The 19334-nt window shown below is 29.6% G+C and carries 40 protein-coding genes and 1 pseudogene; 19 read left to right on the plus strand and 22 right to left on the minus strand.

The genetic code is table 11. The annotated features are described in order from the left end of the window. Positions 1–76: 76 nt before the first annotated feature. Positions 77–220 carry a hypothetical protein gene (locus EU98_RS10035; protein WP_011863263.1) on the minus strand — a complete coding sequence of 48 codons (144 nt, stop codon included), beginning with the start codon at positions 218–220 and terminating at the stop codon, positions 77–79. A gap of 162 nt (positions 221–382) precedes the next feature. On the opposite strand from EU98_RS10035, the gene EU98_RS00210 reads away from it, so the two are divergent. Beyond that, a complete protein-coding gene (locus EU98_RS00210; protein WP_032516556.1) occupies positions 383–664 on the plus strand; it encodes a hypothetical protein in 282 nt (93 codons plus the stop codon). Between the two features lie 787 nt (positions 665–1451). On the opposite strand, the gene EU98_RS00195 is transcribed toward EU98_RS00210, so the two are convergent. The 4 genes and pseudogenes from EU98_RS00195 to EU98_RS00180 all read right to left on the minus strand — a co-directional run bounded on the left by EU98_RS00195 (position 1452) and on the right by EU98_RS00180 (position 2263). Further along, positions 1452–1631: a hypothetical protein gene (locus EU98_RS00195; RefSeq protein ID WP_032516559.1), complete on the minus strand. Its 180-nt coding sequence runs from the start codon at positions 1629–1631 to the stop codon at positions 1452–1454. A 1-nt stretch (position 1632) separates the two neighbouring features. Next, positions 1633–1740 (minus strand): annotated as a pseudogene (locus EU98_RS00190) (chlorophyll a/b-binding protein); the annotation flags it as partial. Positions 1741–1796: 56 nt separating this feature from the next. Beyond that, positions 1797–2057, minus strand: coding sequence for a chlorophyll a/b-binding protein (locus EU98_RS00185; RefSeq protein WP_032516560.1), 261 nt, complete (start codon positions 2055–2057; stop codon positions 1797–1799). After that, the gene (locus tag EU98_RS00180; RefSeq protein WP_011376777.1) at positions 2057–2263 is read right to left on the minus strand and encodes a high light inducible protein; all 207 of its coding nucleotides are present in this window, start codon (positions 2261–2263) and stop codon (positions 2057–2059) included. The genes EU98_RS00185 and EU98_RS00180 overlap by 1 nt, the downstream gene beginning before the upstream one ends. A 303-nt stretch (positions 2264–2566) precedes the next feature. Between EU98_RS00180 and EU98_RS00175 the strand changes: the two genes are divergently transcribed. Beyond that, positions 2567–2695, plus strand: coding sequence for a high light inducible protein (locus tag EU98_RS00175; protein WP_011863249.1), 129 nt, complete (start codon positions 2567–2569; stop codon positions 2693–2695). A 73-nt stretch (positions 2696–2768) separates the two neighbouring features. On the opposite strand, the gene EU98_RS00170 is transcribed toward EU98_RS00175, so the two are convergent. The 4 genes from EU98_RS00170 to EU98_RS00155 all read right to left on the minus strand — a co-directional run bounded on the left by EU98_RS00170 (position 2769) and on the right by EU98_RS00155 (position 4487). Continuing rightward, positions 2769–3506: a type 1 glutamine amidotransferase gene (locus EU98_RS00170; protein WP_080725826.1), complete on the minus strand. Its 738-nt coding sequence runs from the start codon at positions 3504–3506 to the stop codon at positions 2769–2771. Continuing rightward, a complete protein-coding gene (locus EU98_RS00165) occupies positions 3503–3829 on the minus strand; it encodes a heat-labile enterotoxin alpha chain (protein WP_241466408.1) in 327 nt (108 codons plus the stop codon). The genes EU98_RS00170 and EU98_RS00165 overlap by 4 nt, the downstream gene beginning before the upstream one ends. Further along, positions 3810–4100, minus strand: a complete 291-nt coding sequence (locus EU98_RS00160) for a hypothetical protein (RefSeq protein ID WP_032516561.1) — start codon at positions 4098–4100, stop codon at positions 3810–3812. Before EU98_RS00160 ends, EU98_RS00165 begins: the two co-directional genes overlap by 20 nt. Before the next feature lie 117 nt (positions 4101–4217). Then, a complete protein-coding gene (locus tag EU98_RS00155; RefSeq protein ID WP_032516562.1) occupies positions 4218–4487 on the minus strand; it encodes a DUF1651 domain-containing protein in 270 nt (89 codons plus the stop codon). A 149-nt stretch (positions 4488–4636) separates the two neighbouring features. On the opposite strand from EU98_RS00155, the gene EU98_RS00150 reads away from it, so the two are divergent. From EU98_RS00150 to EU98_RS00145, 3 genes are all read left to right on the plus strand, one after another. Beyond that, positions 4637–4819: a hypothetical protein gene (locus tag EU98_RS00150; protein WP_032516563.1), complete on the plus strand. Its 183-nt coding sequence runs from the start codon at positions 4637–4639 to the stop codon at positions 4817–4819. Between the two features lie 73 nt (positions 4820–4892). After that, positions 4893–5054, plus strand: a complete 162-nt coding sequence (locus EU98_RS10040) for a hypothetical protein (protein ID WP_193743049.1) — start codon at positions 4893–4895, stop codon at positions 5052–5054. A 52-nt stretch (positions 5055–5106) separates the two neighbouring features. Then, the gene (locus EU98_RS00145) at positions 5107–5529 is read left to right on the plus strand and encodes a cupin domain-containing protein (RefSeq protein ID WP_032516625.1); all 423 of its coding nucleotides are present in this window, start codon (positions 5107–5109) and stop codon (positions 5527–5529) included. A 44-nt stretch (positions 5530–5573) separates the two neighbouring features. On the opposite strand, the gene EU98_RS00140 is transcribed toward EU98_RS00145, so the two are convergent. Both EU98_RS00140 and EU98_RS00135 read right to left on the minus strand, forming a co-directional pair. After that, positions 5574–7277, minus strand: coding sequence for a protein adenylyltransferase SelO family protein (locus tag EU98_RS00140; protein WP_032516564.1), 1704 nt, complete (start codon positions 7275–7277; stop codon positions 5574–5576). A 403-nt stretch (positions 7278–7680) separates the two neighbouring features. Beyond that, positions 7681–9024: a sodium-dependent transporter gene (locus EU98_RS00135; RefSeq protein WP_032516565.1), complete on the minus strand. Its 1344-nt coding sequence runs from the start codon at positions 9022–9024 to the stop codon at positions 7681–7683. 138 nt (positions 9025–9162) lie between these two features. Here EU98_RS00135 and EU98_RS0109285 point away from each other — a divergent pair, with 138 nt between their 5' ends. The 3 genes from EU98_RS0109285 to EU98_RS00125 all read left to right on the plus strand — a co-directional run bounded on the left by EU98_RS0109285 (position 9163) and on the right by EU98_RS00125 (position 10192). Further along, complete coding sequence (locus EU98_RS0109285) at positions 9163–9444, plus strand: DUF3764 family protein (protein ID WP_032516626.1); 282 nt, start codon at positions 9163–9165, stop codon at positions 9442–9444. 15 nt (positions 9445–9459) lie between these two features. Further along, positions 9460–9759: a hypothetical protein gene (locus tag EU98_RS00130; protein WP_032516566.1), complete on the plus strand. Its 300-nt coding sequence runs from the start codon at positions 9460–9462 to the stop codon at positions 9757–9759. Between the two features lie 76 nt (positions 9760–9835). Beyond that, positions 9836–10192 carry a hypothetical protein gene (locus EU98_RS00125; RefSeq protein WP_032516627.1) on the plus strand — a complete coding sequence of 119 codons (357 nt, stop codon included), beginning with the start codon at positions 9836–9838 and terminating at the stop codon, positions 10190–10192. Positions 10193–10467: 275 nt separating this feature from the next. Here the strand turns inward: EU98_RS00125 and EU98_RS10180 are convergent, their stop codons facing one another. Beyond that, positions 10468–10593 (minus strand): hypothetical protein, encoded by a 126-nt coding sequence (locus EU98_RS10180; RefSeq protein ID WP_275040625.1) that lies wholly within the window; start codon positions 10591–10593, stop codon positions 10468–10470. 152 nt (positions 10594–10745) lie between these two features. Here EU98_RS10180 and EU98_RS0109290 point away from each other — a divergent pair, with 152 nt between their 5' ends. From EU98_RS0109290 to EU98_RS00105, 8 genes are all read left to right on the plus strand, one after another. Next, complete coding sequence (locus EU98_RS0109290; protein WP_032516567.1) at positions 10746–10976, plus strand: hypothetical protein; 231 nt, start codon at positions 10746–10748, stop codon at positions 10974–10976. Further along, on the plus strand, positions 10952–11194 hold the full coding sequence (locus tag EU98_RS00120; protein ID WP_080725827.1) for a DUF2839 family protein: 243 nt from the start codon (positions 10952–10954) through the stop codon (positions 11192–11194). Before EU98_RS0109290 ends, EU98_RS00120 begins: the two co-directional genes overlap by 25 nt. 180 nt (positions 11195–11374) lie before the next feature. Continuing rightward, the gene (locus EU98_RS10185) at positions 11375–11509 is read left to right on the plus strand and encodes a hypothetical protein (protein ID WP_257469985.1); all 135 of its coding nucleotides are present in this window, start codon (positions 11375–11377) and stop codon (positions 11507–11509) included. 366 nt (positions 11510–11875) lie between these two features. Beyond that, on the plus strand, positions 11876–12151 hold the full coding sequence (locus tag EU98_RS00115) for a hypothetical protein (protein WP_032516569.1): 276 nt from the start codon (positions 11876–11878) through the stop codon (positions 12149–12151). A 186-nt stretch (positions 12152–12337) separates the two neighbouring features. After that, entirely contained in the window at positions 12338–12508 is a 171-nt protein-coding gene (locus EU98_RS10045; protein ID WP_193743050.1) for a hypothetical protein, read from the plus strand. Positions 12509–12699: 191 nt separating this feature from the next. Next, complete coding sequence (locus EU98_RS00110) at positions 12700–12990, plus strand: hypothetical protein (protein WP_032516570.1); 291 nt, start codon at positions 12700–12702, stop codon at positions 12988–12990. A 155-nt stretch (positions 12991–13145) separates the two neighbouring features. After that, on the plus strand, positions 13146–13292 hold the full coding sequence (locus EU98_RS10050; RefSeq protein WP_187146050.1) for a hypothetical protein: 147 nt from the start codon (positions 13146–13148) through the stop codon (positions 13290–13292). 106 nt (positions 13293–13398) lie between these two features. Further along, positions 13399–13596 carry a DUF2839 family protein gene (locus EU98_RS00105; protein ID WP_025933764.1) on the plus strand — a complete coding sequence of 66 codons (198 nt, stop codon included), beginning with the start codon at positions 13399–13401 and terminating at the stop codon, positions 13594–13596. Positions 13597–13624: 28 nt separating this feature from the next. Here EU98_RS00105 and EU98_RS00100 read toward each other — a convergent pair whose 3' ends face one another. The 7 genes from EU98_RS00100 to EU98_RS0109310 form a co-directional block, all read right to left on the minus strand. Next, entirely contained in the window at positions 13625–13885 is a 261-nt protein-coding gene (locus EU98_RS00100; RefSeq protein WP_032516571.1) for a hypothetical protein, read from the minus strand. Next, entirely contained in the window at positions 13886–14023 is a 138-nt protein-coding gene (locus EU98_RS0109295) for a DUF3721 domain-containing protein (protein ID WP_032516572.1), read from the minus strand. A gap of 105 nt (positions 14024–14128) precedes the next feature. Continuing rightward, a complete protein-coding gene (locus tag EU98_RS00095) occupies positions 14129–14647 on the minus strand; it encodes a DUF411 domain-containing protein (protein WP_032516573.1) in 519 nt (172 codons plus the stop codon). 64 nt (positions 14648–14711) lie between these two features. Continuing rightward, entirely contained in the window at positions 14712–15161 is a 450-nt protein-coding gene (locus EU98_RS0109300; protein ID WP_032516574.1) for a MauE/DoxX family redox-associated membrane protein, read from the minus strand. Between the two features lie 345 nt (positions 15162–15506). Continuing rightward, positions 15507–15650 carry a hypothetical protein gene (locus tag EU98_RS10055; protein ID WP_193743051.1) on the minus strand — a complete coding sequence of 48 codons (144 nt, stop codon included), beginning with the start codon at positions 15648–15650 and terminating at the stop codon, positions 15507–15509. Positions 15651–16343: 693 nt separating this feature from the next. Continuing rightward, positions 16344–16511 (minus strand): hypothetical protein, encoded by a 168-nt coding sequence (locus EU98_RS10060; RefSeq protein ID WP_193743052.1) that lies wholly within the window; start codon positions 16509–16511, stop codon positions 16344–16346. 69 nt (positions 16512–16580) lie between these two features. Next, a complete protein-coding gene (locus tag EU98_RS0109310; RefSeq protein WP_032516577.1) occupies positions 16581–16844 on the minus strand; it encodes a DUF1651 domain-containing protein in 264 nt (87 codons plus the stop codon). A gap of 294 nt (positions 16845–17138) precedes the next feature. On the opposite strand from EU98_RS0109310, the gene EU98_RS00085 reads away from it, so the two are divergent. Further along, entirely contained in the window at positions 17139–17450 is a 312-nt protein-coding gene (locus EU98_RS00085; RefSeq protein ID WP_011818695.1) for a DUF3303 domain-containing protein, read from the plus strand. Between the two features lie 15 nt (positions 17451–17465). After that, positions 17466–17645: a hypothetical protein gene (locus tag EU98_RS00080; protein WP_032516578.1), complete on the plus strand. Its 180-nt coding sequence runs from the start codon at positions 17466–17468 to the stop codon at positions 17643–17645. 100 nt (positions 17646–17745) lie between these two features. On the opposite strand, the gene EU98_RS10065 is transcribed toward EU98_RS00080, so the two are convergent. The 3 genes from EU98_RS10065 to EU98_RS10070 all read right to left on the minus strand — a co-directional run bounded on the left by EU98_RS10065 (position 17746) and on the right by EU98_RS10070 (position 18505). Beyond that, positions 17746–17910 (minus strand): hypothetical protein, encoded by a 165-nt coding sequence (locus EU98_RS10065; protein ID WP_193743053.1) that lies wholly within the window; start codon positions 17908–17910, stop codon positions 17746–17748. A gap of 11 nt (positions 17911–17921) precedes the next feature. After that, positions 17922–18107 carry a hypothetical protein gene (locus EU98_RS09605; protein WP_072165477.1) on the minus strand — a complete coding sequence of 62 codons (186 nt, stop codon included), beginning with the start codon at positions 18105–18107 and terminating at the stop codon, positions 17922–17924. 248 nt (positions 18108–18355) lie between these two features. Beyond that, positions 18356–18505, minus strand: a complete 150-nt coding sequence (locus EU98_RS10070; protein ID WP_193743054.1) for a hypothetical protein — start codon at positions 18503–18505, stop codon at positions 18356–18358. 189 nt (positions 18506–18694) lie between these two features. Between EU98_RS10070 and EU98_RS00075 the strand changes: the two genes are divergently transcribed. Then, positions 18695–19333: an SOS response-associated peptidase gene (locus EU98_RS00075; RefSeq protein WP_032516579.1), complete on the plus strand. Its 639-nt coding sequence runs from the start codon at positions 18695–18697 to the stop codon at positions 19331–19333. The last annotated feature ends 1 nt before the right edge of the window (position 19334 follow it).

The following is a 19334-nucleotide window of genomic DNA, read 5'->3' on the forward strand; positions in this document are numbered from 1 at the left end:
ATTAACCCAAAAACAATGGTTGTAAAGCCATCATCGTAGCCATATTGTAATTGTGGTAAGTGAGGGGGTATTGGCATTATTTTTCAACAGAATTTTCAATATCTTCCAGTAAATGTTTAGTTGATCTACTAAAACCATTTGTTTTTAAATAGTTTTGAGCCTCTCTAAATTTTTCAGCTACTCTTTTTGCATAAGGAGTATTCATGGAATTTTGAGTCATGTTGAAAGTGCGACTAATTTTATAATCTGATTTAGGTAAACCCTTGATAAGTATTCAAAAATACAAGAATATAAAAATAGGATTTTTTACTTACTAAGAAATTTATTGTGAAAAGTTCTTGATTCTCCAAAATAAAGTTTTTTCAAATAAGAAAAATTGACAATGACAAATATATTATTAATTCTTTTTTTTGCATTTATATTATTATTTTTTTATTCAAAACAAAATAGAGGGTTAGCCCAAAAAAAAACAATTAGTCCAACTTATGTTCCTTTCTTAAAGGAACAAGAATTTAATCCTGATATAAGTACTGATAATTGGGATTTACACAAACTTAGATTAGATAAATTTAAAAGATCACAATATAAGGGATTAACTTTCTTCGTAAGTTCAGAAAATAAAATTTACTATCTTTCGGAAGAAGGGGATAAGGTTTATTGCTAACTGGTGAAATTAATTTTATAAATAAGAAAAGTAGATAGAAATTATCAATATTAATGAAGTATTTATTTTTATTATCAGAAAATTTCTATAGGTTTATCAAATGGGAGTGGAATACTTTAAAAAATCTAAGAAGAACAAAAAAAAAGAATTTTTTTCTAAGAGGATCATTTGTTTTATTTAGTTTATTCTCTATTCTTTTTTTAATATTTTCTCCTCCTATCGCTTTTGGATTGTTATTTGGAGAGGGATTGAAATTTAGTACTTTTTTTATTTGGATTTGGATTTTAAATTTAAAGTTTTTTTGAAAATTTATGATTTATTTCACGAGATTATTTAAAGTTAAGAATATAAAAAATTTACTTTATGCCAAAAATATTCAAACAAAATAAGTTTGCTTTGTTGGGAGCAAATATATTTATAATTTTACTTTGGGTAACTATATCTTCCTTTTTGATGAATTCATTTCAAAGTGAAAATGCCCCATTTTATATATATAAAATTTCTTTTTTAATCAGATTCCTTCCTCCTATTTGGGTTACATGGTTCCTTTGGATAAAAAGAGGTGGTTTAAAAAGATAAATTACAAAAGCATTTTTACGGATTTACTATAAAAATAAATCAGTTAAGATCTGAAAGCTTACTTGAAATTTTCATTTAAGAATTAGGTAATTGAGAGATTGTTTTTAGCTAAGAAACAATCTCTTTTTTTTTATAAATATTTTTTCTCATGAAAAAGTGCTTGTCAGTATCCCTATTGACAAACACTCATGACGATCAATTTTAAAAATTAAACAGGCAATCTATTATCAATTTCCACTACTCCAGAATCCATAAGACGGCCGATTTTAATAACTAAAGCCATATCTAGTCTTGAAAAGTCAGATTGATGGTTAGTTATCCAATCAAGTTCAGAAAGAGTTATAACTCCCAAAGTATTTACTTTAAGAAAAAGTAAGCCTAAGTTCATTTTAAAAAATTCCTGGGATTATCCATCCGAATAAGCCATAATTTACAACTAATGCAAATAAGCCCATCATTGCCATTCTTCCATTAGTTCTTTCGGCGTTTTGCCAGTAGGTTGTTTTTGAATTTTCCATTTTTCTGATTTGTAGATTTGTTAAAAAGTAGGTTTTTAAACGAAGCCAGGAATTATTTGACCTGTTGTTAGGTATGCTCCAACAGCAGCAATTAATCCAAGCATTGCGAATCTGCCGTTAAGAGTTTCTGCAACAACTTTTTCTTTTTCGATTGTTTTGACTTTTGTGTTTGTGTTTTTCATTTGATTAGAAGATGAATAGTTTAAATTTTCGTTTTGAAATTGCTTGGTTAAATAAGCAACGAGGAAGGCTGTAAGGAATACAATTACGGCTAAAAAACCTGAAAGTGGACTCATTAAAAAATGCCGGGAATAATTTGTCCAGTTGAAACATAAGCACCTACTAATGCAACAAGGCCAATCATTGCCCAACGACCATTAACTTTTTCTGCATTTTGTGGGTAGCTGTCGTATGAAACAGACTCATCTATGTAAGGACGTGTTTCAGTAGGAAACATATTCTGTCTTCCGCCTGATTCAGTAGTAACGTTTGAATTAGCCATTGAAATTTTGTAATTGTTAATTAATGTAACACTACTATTAACAAATGTAAAGTATTAAGCCGAATTTAAGTTATTTTCAAGATATTTACTACATAAATGCAACATAAACGTGACATATACTTTAAATAGTTGTTTTTTAGGCTTGCTTCGCTTTACAGATTGGCTCGAAAACTATTAAGAGTTCAATTCGTTGTTTAAGTATTTATTTTTAAATCTTTAGAAAGATATCAATTTGGTAGAAAAAACTACATCATTCTGAAATTTTAATAATTATTTTTTAGATATACAATATTTCACTTTATTATGGAATTCGCAAAAAAAATCATGACCGAAAAAGCTGAAAAGCTTAATGGTAAAGCTGCTATGCTTGGAATGTTTGCTCTTGTAGGAGCTTATTATTTTACTGGTCAAATTCTTCCAGGAATTTTCTAGTAGAAATCCTTTTTAATTTTTTTTCAGGGCTTTATCAAGCCCTTTTTTACTGGATGATTATATTATTCCCTTTTTAATTATCTAATAATTCAAATAATTTATTTATTAAAAGCTTTCTTTTGAAAAAAGTTTTATCAATATATTTTTTATTCTCTTCTTTTAAAATTTCCTGACCATTTGAGCCTAATCCTTTAAAAACAAATTCTTTATCTTCTTTAATCCACTTATTTATCATTACTCCCGTGGTCTCTATATGGAATTGTAATCCGTAAGCAAAATTACCAATCCTAAAAAACTGTTCCTTACAACGTGCACTACTAGCAATGAGTTCTGCTTTATTAGGTAATAAAATCCTATCTCCATGCCAATGCAGTACATGAAAAGGGTCTTCAAACAGTGTTTTAAAGTCTTTATTCGATTTGTTTATAAAAATCTGAGACCATCCAATTTCTGGCAATGCTTTTGGAGGTGATCCATATTTAAGAATTTCTACATCTCCCCCAGCAGCACTCGCAAGCAACTGAGCACCTAAGCAAACACCGATTATAGGTCTCTCATTCTCTAATTCTTTTTTTATAAAATCTCTTTCTAACTTAAGCCATGGATATCTGTCACTTCCAATATCTTTAACTCCCATTGGTCCACCCATAATTAAAATTAAGTCACCATTTTTCGTTTGTGGCAGAGCATTTTTATTATCTAAACGAATTATTTCAATTTTTAAATTTCTTTCTTTAGCAAATTGTTCAAAAAGACCTGGCCCCTCTATTTCTAAATGTTGCAAAACTAATAGGCGTCTTATTCCCTTCATTCACTTTCCATAATTTCAGCTGATTCAGAACAGACGTTAACGCTAAACCACTTTATTGCCGACCAAGTATCTTCTTGGTATATACCTGATGCAATACTTACAAAACAATCATTTTCATACCAACTTCGATAACTGGGGGTTACTCCCGTTCCTTTTAATCTATTTTCTAGGCCTTTTCCATATTTTTTAATGACAAGATTTATAGCTTCATTCTCAATTTCTCTTTGCTTTTCATCAGCAAAACCTCCTAGTGGTATAAAAAAAAGAATTGATGCAATAAGTAAACGTATCATTGAGTCTTTTTTATATGTAGCTGATTTCATTTAGGATAATTATTTTTTTAAAATCATCAACTCTATTTTGTCCATTTTTTAATGGTCTTGAGGAGTCAAGAACTGCTGCACAGCATAAATGCCAACAAGATTTCTCATCTAGTCCTAATTTCTTGCATATGTTTTTAGGGGCTTTGATTACTGTATTTATTTCTGCGATATGTTGTGTAGTTTCCCATAATTCTCCTTCAAGAAAGTCAAGTTCAATACTTGATAATAATTCTGTAGCAACGTAATCCCTAATTAGCTCAGTTAATTCCACAATATTTCATTGAAGCAGAAGAAGTTAAATCATCTTTTATTATTTGTATAGCAAGATAAAAAAAAAGGAGCTAGTTTTCACCTTTCATCTATAAAGGCTTTTTCTTGGCCGGATCACTTATCCGTAATTATGAGATACTTCTGTCCATCCTTTTTGGTGTAGTTCGTGCCACTTTTCCCAGGCTGAGTCTATGTTGAGTTTTTCAGAGGATTTGTATCCTCCAGGTTCGCCAAGGTGATTTGTAAAGAAAAGATGAGTATGAATTTTTGAATTAGGTTCAAGAGAATTTTTGCATTCTTCGAAAAAGATAATTTTGCTGCCTTCAGGATTTAGTAGGCATCCGTTGGGCTTGCTCGTGCTACAACCAAATGAGTACTTAGGCTCCATACTTTATCTTTAATTGGCTGGTTGATTATTAATACGTTTGTACTATAAATTATATCTTCCTTGTTTTGCTGTCAATCCTTTTAAGGTTAAGTACTTATTTACTAATAATTATTTTGTTTTTTAATAAATAAGATAATTTCTTTAAGCTTATGAATTACAGGGAAGATCTAGAAATCAAACTACAAAAAGTAACACTTGCAATGCAGGAAGTTTTAGATGATAGTCATAAAACTGATCCTGATAAGCAAAGAATAATCTCCAAACTTATTGAATTTAAAGAAGCAATTATTTCAAAGGGAATTGAACTTAAGATTGAATTAGAGGCAGCCTAGAAATATTGAATATCTCATGAGTGTTTAATAACTTTTAGAATAATGTTATTAACAAAGAAGGGTTATTTATCAAATGCAGCCTGGTACTTTTGAATTATTAATCCTAGTATTTATCTTTTTAGGTCTTCAAGCCTGGTGGATTATCCCAATAGTTATTAAAAATAATAAATTAAATAAGAGGGGTAATGATTTAAGAGAAGAAATTAAGCAATTAGAAAAGTTATATAAAAAATAAATTAGTTATTATTTTTGCAAAATACCTATTATTAGTGAAAATCAAATATCTAATGAAAATAAAAAAAATTATTACATTTTGCTTTCTTTTTATTGGGACTTTAGCTTTACCACAACCTTCTTTTGCTGAAGAAAAGATTGAAATTATACCTATTATTCAAAGTTCAAAGGGACTTAGTGGTAAAAATTTTAATTATCTCGAGGGTAAGCCTGAATTAAGACTCTTAAAAGTAAAGATTCCAGTTGGCTTAAAAACTCCAATTCATACTCATCCTTCCCCAATGTTGGTTCATGTCACTAGAGGAAGATTAAAACATGTGAGGGGTGAAGAAATTAATTTCTTTAAAGCGGGTGATGCATTTATAGAAAGTAATAATGGGGGGGGCCACTATGTGAAAAATGTTGGGAAGAAGCCGGCCATACTTCATGTGGGAGTTGTATCAGTAGTTGGAATGCCTACGGCCATAAATGAATAAAATTTTCTCTAAGTTTTTCAATCTGCATTTTTAGGATTTACCTTTTACGAGGAACAGCTGTAATGAGATACTCCTCCATAATTAAAATACTGGCTTGGCTTTAGTCGATTATATTTTTGATCTATTTCTGGGGATTGTTCTACATATGGATTACTAAAGACTTCCTGTAACTCTTTTATTTTTTTGTAATTTCCCTTTTCAGCTTCTTCATATGCGGGAACGACCATCCATTCGCGCCAAGTATAGACTGGATTAAGGGATTTCATAGATGCCGATTTTGCTTTAATATTTCCCTCTTTCTTCAAGACTGATTGCCAGCTTTCAAGCCATACTTCCCACCTATTATTGAGCTCGTCATTAATTGGTAAATAGAAACAGTCTTTTAAAGAATCTAAGTTATCAGGGATTTCAGAGAGTTTACGGAACAAAATTGTATAGTCTGCTTTTGAAATGACCATGAGATTAAAAAATTCATTTATTAGAGTTTCGTTGTAATGTTCTAAACCAAGCTTGTTTGCCCACATTTTCATCAATTCCTTATTCATTAATTCAGAAAAGTTTTTTTCGATTCGATCTAACTTTTCTTGATCTTTTTTGCTTTGTGAAAGTAACGGACTAAGAGAGGAACAGAATGTTTTAAAGTTGACTGCCGCTGCAGATGACTGGTTAAAAAATGAGAAATGTTCACCTCCACCTGTCCATGGTTGAAATCTTGGATCAAATAATTCACAGAATCCAAAGGGGCCATAATCCAAGGTATAACCTCCAGCAGCACAATTATCACTATTGAAATTACCCTGGCAATAACCAACTCTCATCCAGTTGGCTATAAGTGATATAAGTCTTGATCTGTATAAAGAAGCCAGTTTTATTACTTTACTTTCAATTGAAATCTCATATTCAATTTCATCTTTATAATTTCTATCAATTAGATGTTGAACTATCATCTTTAGTTCATTGAGGGCCTCATCATGCGCATTATTACGAACTCGTCTTGCAAAAAGTTCAATCTGGCCTACACGTAAAAAAGATGGAGCGACTCTCGTAGTAATTGCTGCTTGATTATCAATCATGATGTCAGGTTCAAAATACCTAGAGCCTTTGGAATACCAAGGTCTTCTAACTATTTCTGAACGTGAGACATAAAGTGTTAAAGATCTTGAGGTAGGGATTCCCAAGGCATTCATTAATTCTTGTGCGAGAAATTCTCGTACGCTAGACCTTAAGACAGCTCTACCATCTGCTCCACGACAATAGGGAGTTGGACCTCCTCCTTTAAGTTGCATTTCCATTCTTTTCCCATTGAATAAACCTTCAAAAACAGAAATTGCTCTGCCATCGCCATAACCATTGCCAGTTCCAAAAGGACATTGCTGGGTATATTCAGTCCCGTAAATTGATAATGCATAACCTGTTGCCCAACCAACAGGACTCATTGGATATTTAGCAACAGAAATATCACCTGAGAAAAAACGACAAAAATTTTGGTCTTTAGTAAGATCTGAGCTTAGCCTTAGTTCTTTAAAAAGTTTGTTGCTATGGGAAATATATTCTGGATCTGGAATAGCAGTTGGAACAACTGGTACGTAATGACCTGAATATACTGAACGCGGCTTATGATCATTTCCATCTTTTGTTGATTTAGGATCTGCTTTAAGAGAATTCATAAAAGAATAGTCAGATAGTAGAGAAAATTCATAAAAATTTTCTGTAAGCTTTCCTTTTAATGAATCAGATTTGGTTGACATCAAATTTGCTATCTATTCTTGTAGGAGTTCTAATTTCTTTAAATAAAACATCTAAATGTATTTTATATAGATTCTATTAGGGATGGTTTTTGCCGATACGTTCGAGATTAAATATAAGTTAAATTTTAATACTTCATTAAAAAAAGGTTCCGCAGTAAAACATTTTCTTGAGAAAAATATTTAGACTTTAGTCATAAAACAAACCACTTAGCCTTCATATCAATTTTTTAATTAATAACCACTGCAAATACTTAATTATTGACTAGTATTTTTTGAGTTTGATCAAAAATAATGCGAAAAATTAAACTATTTTATCTTTTTTTGACTTGCACCCCTCCCCCTATTTCCGCACTATATCGCAGAAAATTTATTCAATTTTATAAATAATAATTTTTATTTATTTTTAACTTACCCAGCCTTTAAGCAAATCAAACACACTAATAAATAGTCCAAAACCAATAATTGGGGGCGCAACCCATCTTGTCATGAATTTCAAATAAAGAGTTGTTTTGATTCCAACTTTTGAATCACTAAGTTCTTCATTAAACTTTCCAGGTACTACCCATCCCATAAAGAAAGTAACCAAGAATCCACCAAAGATAAGTAATACACCTCCAAAAATCGAATCAATAGTTCCAAGAATGTTTAAGTTTAATGCAGAGGGAATGCCTGCTAAAAATAAGAAAAGAGTTATCAGCCAAACAGATTTTTCTCTTTTGAAACCAAATTTATCCATTAAAGAGGAAACTGGAACTTCCAATAATGAAACAGAGGAAGTTATTGCTGCAATATAAGCTAGTGCGAAAAATGCAACAGCTACAATTCTTCCAACCGCTCCATATGAACCAAGGCCCGTAGGAATTGATATAAATAATGCACCAACCGTTGATTCAGAAATAGCATCATTTAAACCAAACGTTAAAACAATCGGAAAAGTAATAAGTCCTGCCATAAGACCCACCAAAGTATCCAATGATGCAACTCCAACACTTAGTTTTGGAAGATTACTCTTTTTATTTAGATAGGAAGCGTAAGTCACCATAACTCCAATTCCTAAACTTAAAGAAAAGAAAGCTTGAGTAAAAGCATTTCTTATGGTTTGAGGGTTCCTTAATTCATCAAAGTCAAATTTAAATAAAAATGTTTTATATCCTTCCCATGCGCCTGAAAGTGAAGTGCCCCATATTGCAAGAGATAGAAGAATTATAAAAAGTATAGGCATAAAGAATCTTGTTACCTTTTCGATTCCTTTTTTTATCCCTGATGAAACTATTATGGCAGTAAGAACGAGACTTAATAGGTGCCCCAATAAAACACTGCTACCACTACTAATTGAGCCAAAGAAAGTTTCTGCTTCACTTAAATTTTTGGGTAATCCAAAAAATAATGAATGGAACAAGGTATCTGCGGTCCACCCCATTATGACTGAATAATATGATGCTATTCCCAAGGGAGCTATAAAGAAAAGAATTCCTAATGGATACCAATTTTTTCCAGCTAATTTTACTGGTGCAAGCAATGTGCTGGCGTTAGCGTTTCTTCCTAAAGCCATTTCAGCAACAAATACCGGAAGGCATACAATTAAAACGATTAGTAAGTATAAAAGTACAAAAGCAGCACCTCCACCTTGAGAGGCTCTATAGGCGAAACCCCAAAGGTTACCAAGACCTACTGCGCTACCAGCAGCTGCAAGAATGAATCCCAACTTACTAGTCCATTGTTCTCTTGGAGAAATTTTTGAGTCCAAAATTAAAATCTGTTTTTAATAGTTGATTTATAACTCATAAGTAAAAATTAGTTAATACCTTGCTTAATAAAAACTAATCTTTATTCAATTATTTTTTTGCAAAAAGATTTAAAATCTAAAAAACATTTTATAACTACCATGACCATTGAAACGACTATTCTAGATTTTCAACTAAGTAATACGTTTGAACAATATGAATCTCATATGAATGCTGAGGAACAGCAGTCGATGTTTAAAGAAATGGGTGTAAAAACATTTTATATTGGTAAATCAATAGATGATCCTAAAAGGGCAACTGTAATTTTTCAAGGACCAGAAAATGTTCTATATGATATTTTTATGAATCCTGAAACAAAACCTATTGTTGAAGCTTCAGGACATATTTATAAGGGTACAAAAATAACTCGATGGATTTCTTGAAAAAATAAATCTTTTATGAATTATCAACTTTTAATTGAATCATATTCTTTTGGGACATCCCTTTCTGAGCAAGAAATAGAACTTTTAAGTCTGGAACTTGAAACTCAAATCATGAACATTAATATATCAACAGATTTTGGCTGTTTCAAATCGGCCCCTACCCATATTTGTGAAGGTCTAAATTTTAAAAAAGATACTTATTGGATTATGTGCCTTGCTGCAATATTAGATTTACATAAACCCCCCCAATTTGGAAAAACTAAAAGTGTGGAGGTTTTCGATTTACTTCTTGAAAAAGGACTTGTTATTGGTTAATTATTTAATTATTTGATTATTAAAAAAGTTGTTTTTTCTTTATTCTGATAGCATTAACCTAGGCTCAGATAAAGAAATGAAAGATTCTAATGAATTGATTTTGGGAAATATTATTAAGCTAACTAGATCAAGTGAGAAGAAATTTAAACAAGGAAATTTTAAAGGGGCAATAGATGACAAAATGAAGGCAAATGCAATTTTGAAATCCAAATCTTGTGATAAAAAAATTATTGAAAAATATAGAGAAGAATTATCTAGATTGTATTCCTCAAAATTTGATCTTATTTTCGATCATAAGCTGAAAATTGATGAAATAAAGAGAAATCAAATAGTAAAAATGCTGGAACAAAAAAGTAAGGAAAAATTAAAAAGTCTTGATTATAAAGGAGCAGTAAAAGCCTTTAGGAGGGCTGAAAAATATTTTTCAAATTAAAATTAATCTAAATCTCAGAGATCTTATAAGATAAATTAAATTTATAAGTTTGAGAATAAAAAATGATGGAAGGGTTGATTTTTTTTCAGAATTCGTTTCTTTAAAGATATATCATTTTTGGTACTACTCATGGTTATGCCCCAATCTACCTTGGAAAGCTTATTATTTTTTTTGATACTCTCTCTTCTTGCAACGTACATAGTTAATTTAAAGTATTCTTCAAAATTAAAAATACAGAAGTAGTTTTTTTTATCTATCTTTTTTCTTTATTAGATTTATTTCCTTGGATCACTCCAAGTCTCTTTGTATAACCAGCTCAAAAAGGTAAGAGTAAGTATATTCCCAAATGCATAAGTTATTCCTAATAATGGGTCGTAAATATTGGCAATAATCGTAGACATTATAAAGATTATTAACCCTGAAACAACCAAATCCTGAATAGGCAAATGGTTAAAATTCACCGAATTTATCATTTGATAATTTTTTAATAGATTAAATTAATTATAAAACCAACAAGTACCTTATTTTTTTATAAGGAAATATCATTTAAGGTATGAATAATTTTAGGATTGCTAAAGTAATTATAGTTTTTTCATCATTATCGTATTTGAGTGTTTCTTTTTTAAGAAATTATAATTCTCTAGAAAATATAGAAAAAAGGTGTATTCTTAAATTTGAAAAAGATTTTAAAAATAATTTGGAAACATCTCATGAAAAATGGAATCAAACTTTAGATTTAGCTGATAACAATTATTTAAAATGTATGGGAATACCTCAGTATTAATTATGGGAGAGGCAAAGAGAAGAAAAAATTTAGGTATTCCGCCTAGAGAAAAAACTGAAGATATAAAGATGCCTCAACTTGATAAAAAAGCCATACAACAAAAAGTAAGGTCTACATTGTATAAATATCCAATTATCCCTTTTCTTTTTTATGGAGCTGCAATATTGATCCTAATCGGAGGTCTATTTTATGTTTTCAAATCCTTCAAAATAGCTTAATTAAAAGGATTATTAATTTTGATATTTATGATTTTTTGGCATGATCAATTAAAAAACTTGAAGGATAATAAATGAGCAATTTTTATTTTGCAAAAATAATCAAAGAAATAATATATGAGAATTATTTACAGTTGACACCATCATATGGTGTTGTAATTTTAGATTAAATTAAAACTATTTATGAAGAAAATAAATAAAAAATATTATGAAATAATGCGTCAAGCTGATAATGCAGTTGGAAGAAAAGAAGTAGTTAGTTTATTAAAAAAAGCTGCAATAATTATGTCTAAATCTGAGGAAAACTTAGCTGCTTAAATTAAAAAACTATTTTATTAGGATAAATAAAACACCATAAAGGATGATTGATGAGGATGCAGCCATAATGATAAATGGTAGTATCATTCCTGAGTTTAACCATCTTAAAAGTCTAATTTTTTTGTTAATTACTCTTGGCATCTTTTCTGATTCCCTTAATTGCAACCTAACAAGTAAATAAATGGTGTAAATGATTAATTAATCTTTTTAAATATGATTCTTTAGATATTTTGGAATTAAATTTTTTAAAGAAAATTATTTTAATTGTATCTGGATTTTTTATCTTAAGAGAAATTTTTAGGTAATTAATACCTTGTATTCTTAAAATTTCTTATGCAAGATTTAGAAACATTAGATTTCTAAATAATGATTAAAAATTTTAAAGAGGGCCCTGAAGAATTTAAAGATTATGATTCAGAACTGTTACTTAAGATTCTAAATAAGACATCACTGGAGAATGAAAAAGGCGATGATAAAGAACTATTTGTAGATGAAAATTGGAAAATTAATTCAAAAAATATGAGTAATATAATTCATTCAGATAATTCAAATTTGAAAAGAATATTATCAGATATTTTCCCTAATAAAAAAATAGTGATTCAGGATAATAATGATGGGTCGCAAACAATTTTCTTATCCTAATTTAGGAAATGTTAAAAATTTGTTTGTGCTATCTATTAAATATTTTTTTTGAGAAAAATTTAGTAAAAATTACTCTCGCAGAATTGATTTAAAGATGTTATCGTTCTCTTACGTTCATCCAAGTTTATATCTCTGGACGCATGAAATGGGAGTAGGGAACGGGATTCTCATTAACTGCAAAAGATCATGAATAACCTCTTACAAATAAGAGAAAAAATCAAAAGAGCCAATAGGCTATATGAAGCCCAGCTTTTGGCTACTAAAAGTGGAGAAGTTACTCCATACAAAAGATCCGTCTTTGAAGAAAGAATCAGGAAAACACAAAAAGAAATGAAATTGAAAAACTCAAAAAATTAAATCTTTTTTGAAACTGATCAATTAAGAGGGGGTTTTATCCCTCTCTTTTTTTATTTTTATAAAAACAACGTAATTATTCTTTTATTTTTTCGATTATCGATTATTAAAAAGAACATAATTTTGATGCTTTTACTATTGATTTAAATTATATAAATGGCAAATTTAATTCATTAATTAAGAGGTAAATAAATATGTTTAAAAAGAAAAATAAAAAAATTAAAATCTTACCCAATAAATCAAATTTAGAACAAGTTTTATGGTTTATAGAAAATTATTTGCCCCAAAAGAAAGATCGAGATGTTCAAAAAAAATTGCATATGGATAATCTAGAAGTAGAGAATATTAAGATATTTTCTAAATTAGCCTCTACACGTTCTAAAACATTATTTCCGATTACAAAAAATACGACAATCTCTTTTACCTTTGGTAATTGGGCCTTGCCTTACCTGAAATTGCTTAAGAAAATAGGAATAGCTAAGTAAGAAAATTGTGATCGGCTAGAACTAGATTTATCCCGCAAATAAAAATAAATAAAGATTAAAAAGTCTCTGAAAGTTCTTTTCGAAATTTAAGGAGGAATACTTACTTTACATAAAAAATACAATTGCTAAGTTTAAGATAAGAGATCTATTCATTAATGTTTCTAAATTATCTGCCTAGTGAAATGGTTGAAGTTGTTGGTTTGACAATGATTTTTTCATTTCTAGTTGGAACTATCTTAATTTTGTTATTTACATCAGATCAGGCAAATACAAAGAATCTATATTTAAAGAAGGCTAAATAAATTTTAAATAATTTGTTTATCTACAAAGGACTTCTGTTTTTAATAAAGTTAACTCGCAGGTGTAGAACATAATTTTTAATATTAATACATAAACAAATTTAAGATTATGGGCGAAGCTAAAAGAAGAGAAGAATTAGGATTGCCACCTAGACAAAAAAATGAATTAAATAAATCTGATAGATACTTTTCATGGCTTCCAATTACTAAATCAAGAATTAAGAAATATCCTTATATGGGTGTAGCAACAATGGCACTTGGAGCGATAATTTTCTTAGTAAGTGGAGGCGCAAATAGTATTAATTAGTTAGATTTTGGCTTGACTTAGAATATATCTAAGATTTTTTTTGTAATAGTTTAACACCAGATATTATTGAGATTATTGAAGCTATACCAAGAAATATCGAGTAAAAAGGTTGCAAATTAATAATGCCAAAATTACCCGTATGCCATTTTATTAACCAAAAAGCATCTACTCCTAATGGTTGAAGAATACTATAAATAGTCCCAGATACAATAGTAATTAGTAAGGGGATTGCTGAAATTGCGGTTATTTTTCTGTGAATTTTTCTTTGAGTTGTTTTTAATTTTTCCATTTATTTCCTCAAATAGATATGTAATTCTTTTTCGTTTTTGCATGGCATCCATTTATCTTGATTCTTATGTATTCCTTCGCAACCAAGTTCTATAGATCTATTTTTGGCCTCCTCTTCAGAAAGAAATGTACCCCTCATATGTGCATACGAATAACTATTGAAATTTAGAGATAAGAAAAATAAAAAAATTAAAAATTTAAATTTTCTAAGAAAAATATGCATTATTTCAAATAAGTATTTGTATTAAGGAGAGATCTTATCAAATATTTTTGTTTTGCCAGTACTACTAAATGAAACTACTTTGTAGTTCTCATAATCATGCGAGTGTGAGCCGTGAGAATGCATTTCCATTCCTGGAGAGCCAAGTGGCATGCCCGGAACTGCTATTCCATTGATATTTGGTTTTTCTCTAAAAAGTTTGTTGATTGATTCAATCGGGACATGTCCTTCAATCTTATAGTTAGCTATTTGAGCTGAGTGACATGATCTCAGGTTATTGGGAATTTGATATTGGTTTTTAATTACTGAAACATCCTCAACTATATTATCAACAACCTCGAATCCATTATCTCTTAAATGATTTATCCATTTTTTGCAACAACCACATGATGCTGATCTGTAAGAAACAACTTTTGGGATATCTATATTTTCTTGAGTTAAAGCAATGCTCTTATTTGGATCAATTATATTTGTAAAAAGAATTCCAGAAAAAATTAGATAATTTAAAAATCCTCTTTTCATAAATATTTTATTAAATGCCATACTAATTACTACGATTAAATTTAATATTTAAATAAAACATAAATGAAAATTTATTAAATCGCTATTAAATTAAAATTAAGACACTCATAATTGCCATTAAAAGATTTTCGATAAAACTAATAATTCCCAAAGGAGTTTTTGCATATCCACCAATACATGCACAATTTAATTTTAATTTATCCAAATAAACAGCCTTAAATACTGAAATCATTCCAGAAATTCCCAGTATTAGAGCAATAAAAATAATTAAAGAGGGTGGAGAAGAATTAAGAAAACTTATTCCAATTAATAATTCGCAAAAAGGATAAATATATATCCAGCCATCAAATTTAGAAGATATTAAATCATATTTCTTATAACTTGTTCCAAAACCTTCAATATCCATAAGCTTGAGCATCGCTAAAAGACAAATTGATATTCCCATAAAAATTTGGAAACTTTTAAGCAATGAAATGGTTATCAGAAATGAAGTACCAAAGACCGCTATTAAGGGGGTAAATGACTTAATCTTCATTTTTAACTTTTGAGGATAGAGTCACAAATACTAGATGGGTTTGCTTGTTTAACTATTTTTAGTCTTTTGATAAGCTTTTCCCGATCTATTTGATGTTTTAAATATTTAATACATAAATTTTTTTCCTTATATACCTTCGCTATTGGAGTAATCTTTAAAGCAATTGCAAAAGTACCAATAACTAAAAGAATGTTTGTAAAAAGTCGAATGTTTGGTCGAAAATTAGATCTCATTCGTATTCTTTATTTCTGTCAATAACTTCCCTTAAATATATATCTTTTAGCTCGTCATTGTATCCATTTTCTTTTGCAAATTTCTCTAATTCCTTCAACTCTTTTTCTGTCATTAATCAGATTTGGATATGTTGTTTTTCATATCTTCAATTTGGTTGATTAATTCATCTAACCATTCTGTATTATTTTCGGATCTTTTCTGAAAATATCTAATTTTAGGTTGATTTATTTCTAGTGTCTCATAATCTCCACTCATAAAATACGGCTAAATTTATACTCTGCATAATTTAACTAGAGAGATTAGGCACATCAATAGGTTCTATTACTTATTAGACATTTACTATGAGTAAAAAGTCGTTTTTTAATAGTATAAATATGAATGAATTTATCTTTATAAAATATGGCAACTAATGAAGAACTAGAAAAAAGAATTGAGATTTTAGAAAAAGAAGTACAACATCTAAAAGCTGTTCTGCAATATCAAATGAGAAATAAGAAAAAGTGATTATTGTATAGCAATGACTCTTGGTCAGATAAGCGTTTTTCTCCTGGTTGTTATAGGTACCTAATGAAAAAGCTAAATATTAAAAATTAGTCCATAATTAAATACTTTTTAGAAAAAATAAATTTAGTCATTGATATTTAGGACATATTTGTTTTTATATATATAAAACTACTTGATATGATTAACTCAATAGCTATTTCATTGTTATTATTAGGCTCTTTAGTCGCTTACAAGAGACTCAAAAGAAAGAAACGGCAATTTCACGCGCCACCTACAAATCAGCTCCCTAGTTGAAGATTAAATTCCGTCTTCGTCTTCTCCAAAAGGATTGTATCTAATATCCCAGATGAGAACTACTGCTATAGATAAAAGCAATAGTCCAAAAATAACTTGAGGAGGTGGGAATAACATTAATGAAATATAACAATTATCAATAATTTTTGCTTATGAAAATTTTAAAGGGTAATCGATATTGCTTGGATCTAAATGTTTTGCATAACATGCTGTAGTGCAATCTACTCCCTCACTATTGATGCTACAAGAAGTTATACATTCAAAAAAACTTTCCAAAGCATCTGAATCTTTAAAATTTGAATAAATGTCATTTTTCATGTTCAATCTTCCATTCTGAAGCTTATCTAGCAATTAATTTTTAATAATGTCAAATTTTAGGTAAAGTACCTAATAACCATTTTTTTTAAAATAACTATTGAATCTATAAGTTTTTTCCCACCCTTCCTCTAATAGTTTTTTATATTCGTTTCTCGCTTCTTCGATAGATTCAACCCTAGAGCCTTTCATAACTGGCTTACTTGGTCGCTTAAAAACGCAACCATAAGAGATTAAAATTGCATTGATCATGAATGAGTTCTTAGAACTATCTTCAAAAGATTCAAATATTTTAATCCTCGATTTGGCTTTATTGATTAAAGTAAATTTTTCCATAAAAAAAGGGCGTTAGCTTCGCCCCAATCAAAAAGCGGGATAATCCCCATCACCCAGCCTTTTTAAAATCTTAGCACTACATATGGTGTTTGTAAGTATTTAAAATTACCTATTGATGGGGTTGTTTGTTCCTGTTTAATTTGTCATTATAGGAGTCCCCATCACCTAGGCTCGTAAGAGTCTTTTTTTTTGCTATTTTCCCTTTTAGGCTTAAGCCCTTTTTAATTAGTGTTTAAAGACTTTTTATTTAATTTTTAAATTCGATAATTAATAATTAAAAAAATAATTTTATTCATGCAAACTTACATCGTTCACTGGCAATTTCCAGATCAAGAAAGTCATATGCAAGGGGCCGAAGCTTTTGCGGGTTTTGTGGAAGGAGGATGCGAAGGTGATGAATTTGATGGGTTTAAAGTTCTTAATAGAGTAGTAAATCCTGAGGGGGCTAATGGTTGGGCAATAGTTGAATCTTCAAACCATCAGAACATTTGGAAATGGAGTAGTATCTGGGTCGATAATTTTGGTGTAGAAATTGAAGTTACACCAGTTTTAACAGATAAAGAATTTCTTTCTGTCCATAAAGAAATTGCAGCAGCTTCTAACTAATAGTTAATTTTTTAAGTGTTTGACTGTTTATCTAAAATAAAAGGTTATTACCTCTTTTCTATTGGAAAATTTTCTTCTGAAGAAATTGAAAGTCAATACAATTTAATAAAAATGCTTTTAGCTGAACCTGAAAAGTATAGAGATGCCATTAATGCAATAAAAAAAAGATATTGCATATATGCCTATAGAGCTTAAAAAAAACTTGAGGAAGAAAATATTATCTTATGGATGAATCTTAAATCGGCTTAATCATAACCGTTAATTTTAAAAATTAGTAAGTAGCCATTCTCGTAAACTATCCGAGAGAGTCTAAATCTCTACGATGGTGAACTGTATTTGTGTAATCTTGTGGAACTTTCTGCTCTCTCATTAAATCTGCAATTGTTGGATAATCTTTTGCATTATCAAGATCTCTTGCATTTTTATCTTGAATTGCGAATGGTGATCTTTTTAAATTCATAATTAATTTCCTCAAAATTTTTGTTGGATTCTGATTACAGATCCTGGATGGTCATGTACGTAAGTGTTGAATTCTCTCGCAAGCATTAGGCAATCGTATGCATCTCGCGCGTAGAAGCCAACTTCATGTGTCTTATTTGTTGAATCTTTGTAACTCAACACATATTTATTACAAGATTTTATTGGTGTTGAAGGCATTTAATTTATCTCCGTTATTAATAAGTTCTAACTAGGGATGCTTATCAATTGACTAATAAAAATGTACGGTTTAAGGCACAAACATATACGGATAGAGGACCAACAACCAAATTTAAAAATTAATATAATGACGAAGTAGATTTTGCAAAGAAAGAAAAATTTTTGATACTCCTATAAAACTATTTTCAGTAGTAGCCTGTTTTTGCGAGAAACTTTTTGAAAATAATGTGTCTTTATAGACAAATCAACTATCTTGCTAAATAAGTTTGTTCGAGATTATAAATATATTTTTCTCCATCATCATCATCGCCATCGTCATCATCATGGAAGGAGGAGATTAATACAAAAACTCCTCCAAGTCCTAATAACATAGATAAATAAAGAATAGGATCCGTCATAGGTCAATATTGAATCATTCAAATTAAATTTGAGGAAGCTTTTCAATATCTATATTTTCTTTTAATTATTTGGGTACAAAAATTTCTACGATCAAAAAATTGTTTTTTATTTGAGAAAACTGTAAGAAGATTTAAAATGAGGTAAATTTACTGTTTTTTTAGTAAGTTTTAAAAATATTTTAAAAATCAATGTGCGGAAGATTTGAGCTGAAAACTAAATTTGAGAAGTTGCCAAAGGTTTTGAAACAAGACTATCCAAGTGGACTTGATTCTAAATATGAAGCTCAAAGTCTAATAAGACCAAATGATCCTGTTCTTGTAATTAAAAACGAAGGAAGAATTAAAACTACTTTTATGACATGGGGCTTTATTTCTCCTTGGGCTAGAGACCCATTTGATAAAGAGAGACCAAGACCATTTAATGCAAGATCAGAAACCGTAGAAGAAAAAAAATTATTTAGTGGAAGTTGGAAACATAAAAGGTGCCTAATACCTGCCAGCGGTTTTTTTGAAAAAAAATATCGTGTTCGAAAATCGAATTATGAAACTTTTTGGTTGGGCGGAATTTGGAGTAAGTGGACTTCACCAGATGGAGTAGAACTTGAGAGTTGCTGCGTTTTAACAACTGAACCAAATGATTTAATTAAACCTTTATATCACCGCATGCCTGTAATAGTTCCCAATGGATATGAGGAACAATGGACAGAGCAAGTTAAAGATGCAGATGAATTAAGAGGATTATTTGCAATCATGATTAGTTGGTCCCCTGATGGTTGGCTAGTAGAGGATGTAAAGAAAAAAGAAACTGATCAAATGAGTTTGTTTTAAA

This window comes from Prochlorococcus marinus str. MIT 9314 (genome assembly GCF_000760035.1).
GTDB lineage: Bacteria > Cyanobacteriota > Cyanobacteriia > PCC-6307 > Cyanobiaceae > Prochlorococcus_A > Prochlorococcus_A marinus_B.

Excerpts from the sequence above, each read along its gene's own strand:
- EU98_RS10035 (WP_011863263.1), bottom strand. The coding sequence starts at position 220 with ATGACTCAAAATTCCATGAATACTCCTTATGCAAAAAGAGTAGCTGAA.
- EU98_RS00210 (WP_032516556.1), top strand. The coding sequence starts at position 383 with ATGACAAATATATTATTAATTCTTTTTTTTGCATTTATATTATTATTT.
- EU98_RS00195 (WP_032516559.1), bottom strand. The coding sequence starts at position 1,631 with ATGAACTTAGGCTTACTTTTTCTTAAAGTAAATACTTTGGGAGTTATA.
- EU98_RS00185 (WP_032516560.1), bottom strand. The coding sequence starts at position 2,057 with ATGAGTCCACTTTCAGGTTTTTTAGCCGTAATTGTATTCCTTACAGCC.
- EU98_RS00180 (WP_011376777.1), bottom strand. The coding sequence starts at position 2,263 with ATGGCTAATTCAAACGTTACTACTGAATCAGGCGGAAGACAGAATATG.
- EU98_RS00175 (WP_011863249.1), top strand. The coding sequence starts at position 2,567 with ATGGAATTCGCAAAAAAAATCATGACCGAAAAAGCTGAAAAGCTTAAT.
- EU98_RS00170 (WP_080725826.1), bottom strand. The coding sequence starts at position 3,506 with ATGAAGGGAATAAGACGCCTATTAGTTTTGCAACATTTAGAAATAGAG.
- EU98_RS00165 (WP_241466408.1), bottom strand. The coding sequence starts at position 3,829 with ATGAAATCAGCTACATATAAAAAAGACTCAATGATACGTTTACTTATT.
- EU98_RS00155 (WP_032516562.1), bottom strand. The coding sequence starts at position 4,487 with ATGGAGCCTAAGTACTCATTTGGTTGTAGCACGAGCAAGCCCAACGGA.
- EU98_RS00150 (WP_032516563.1), top strand. The coding sequence starts at position 4,637 with ATGAATTACAGGGAAGATCTAGAAATCAAACTACAAAAAGTAACACTT.
- EU98_RS10040 (WP_193743049.1), top strand. The coding sequence starts at position 4,893 with ATGCAGCCTGGTACTTTTGAATTATTAATCCTAGTATTTATCTTTTTA.
- EU98_RS00145 (WP_032516625.1), top strand. The coding sequence starts at position 5,107 with ATGAAAATAAAAAAAATTATTACATTTTGCTTTCTTTTTATTGGGACT.
- EU98_RS00140 (WP_032516564.1), bottom strand. The coding sequence starts at position 7,277 with ATGTCAACCAAATCTGATTCATTAAAAGGAAAGCTTACAGAAAATTTT.
- EU98_RS0109285 (WP_032516626.1), top strand. The coding sequence starts at position 9,163 with ATGACCATTGAAACGACTATTCTAGATTTTCAACTAAGTAATACGTTT.
- EU98_RS00130 (WP_032516566.1), top strand. The coding sequence starts at position 9,460 with ATGAATTATCAACTTTTAATTGAATCATATTCTTTTGGGACATCCCTT.
- EU98_RS00125 (WP_032516627.1), top strand. The coding sequence starts at position 9,836 with ATGAAAGATTCTAATGAATTGATTTTGGGAAATATTATTAAGCTAACT.
- EU98_RS10180 (WP_275040625.1), bottom strand. The coding sequence starts at position 10,593 with ATGTCTACGATTATTGCCAATATTTACGACCCATTATTAGGAATAACT.
- EU98_RS0109290 (WP_032516567.1), top strand. The coding sequence starts at position 10,746 with ATGAATAATTTTAGGATTGCTAAAGTAATTATAGTTTTTTCATCATTA.
- EU98_RS00120 (WP_080725827.1), top strand. The coding sequence starts at position 10,952 with ATGTATGGGAATACCTCAGTATTAATTATGGGAGAGGCAAAGAGAAGA.
- EU98_RS10185 (WP_257469985.1), top strand. The coding sequence starts at position 11,375 with ATGAAGAAAATAAATAAAAAATATTATGAAATAATGCGTCAAGCTGAT.
- EU98_RS00115 (WP_032516569.1), top strand. The coding sequence starts at position 11,876 with ATGATTAAAAATTTTAAAGAGGGCCCTGAAGAATTTAAAGATTATGAT.
- EU98_RS10045 (WP_193743050.1), top strand. The coding sequence starts at position 12,338 with ATGAATAACCTCTTACAAATAAGAGAAAAAATCAAAAGAGCCAATAGG.
- EU98_RS00110 (WP_032516570.1), top strand. The coding sequence starts at position 12,700 with ATGTTTAAAAAGAAAAATAAAAAAATTAAAATCTTACCCAATAAATCA.
- EU98_RS10050 (WP_187146050.1), top strand. The coding sequence starts at position 13,146 with ATGTTTCTAAATTATCTGCCTAGTGAAATGGTTGAAGTTGTTGGTTTG.
- EU98_RS00105 (WP_025933764.1), top strand. The coding sequence starts at position 13,399 with ATGGGCGAAGCTAAAAGAAGAGAAGAATTAGGATTGCCACCTAGACAA.
- EU98_RS00100 (WP_032516571.1), bottom strand. The coding sequence starts at position 13,885 with ATGGAAAAATTAAAAACAACTCAAAGAAAAATTCACAGAAAAATAACC.
- EU98_RS0109295 (WP_032516572.1), bottom strand. The coding sequence starts at position 14,023 with ATGAGGGGTACATTTCTTTCTGAAGAGGAGGCCAAAAATAGATCTATA.
- EU98_RS00095 (WP_032516573.1), bottom strand. The coding sequence starts at position 14,647 with ATGGCATTTAATAAAATATTTATGAAAAGAGGATTTTTAAATTATCTA.
- EU98_RS0109300 (WP_032516574.1), bottom strand. The coding sequence starts at position 15,161 with ATGAAGATTAAGTCATTTACCCCCTTAATAGCGGTCTTTGGTACTTCA.
- EU98_RS10055 (WP_193743051.1), bottom strand. The coding sequence starts at position 15,650 with ATGAGTGGAGATTATGAGACACTAGAAATAAATCAACCTAAAATTAGA.
- EU98_RS10060 (WP_193743052.1), bottom strand. The coding sequence starts at position 16,511 with ATGAAAAATGACATTTATTCAAATTTTAAAGATTCAGATGCTTTGGAA.
- EU98_RS0109310 (WP_032516577.1), bottom strand. The coding sequence starts at position 16,844 with ATGGAAAAATTTACTTTAATCAATAAAGCCAAATCGAGGATTAAAATA.
- EU98_RS00085 (WP_011818695.1), top strand. The coding sequence starts at position 17,139 with ATGCAAACTTACATCGTTCACTGGCAATTTCCAGATCAAGAAAGTCAT.
- EU98_RS10065 (WP_193743053.1), bottom strand. The coding sequence starts at position 17,910 with ATGAATTTAAAAAGATCACCATTCGCAATTCAAGATAAAAATGCAAGA.
- EU98_RS09605 (WP_072165477.1), bottom strand. The coding sequence starts at position 18,107 with ATGCCTTCAACACCAATAAAATCTTGTAATAAATATGTGTTGAGTTAC.
- EU98_RS10070 (WP_193743054.1), bottom strand. The coding sequence starts at position 18,505 with ATGACGGATCCTATTCTTTATTTATCTATGTTATTAGGACTTGGAGGA.
- EU98_RS00075 (WP_032516579.1), top strand. The coding sequence starts at position 18,695 with ATGTGCGGAAGATTTGAGCTGAAAACTAAATTTGAGAAGTTGCCAAAG.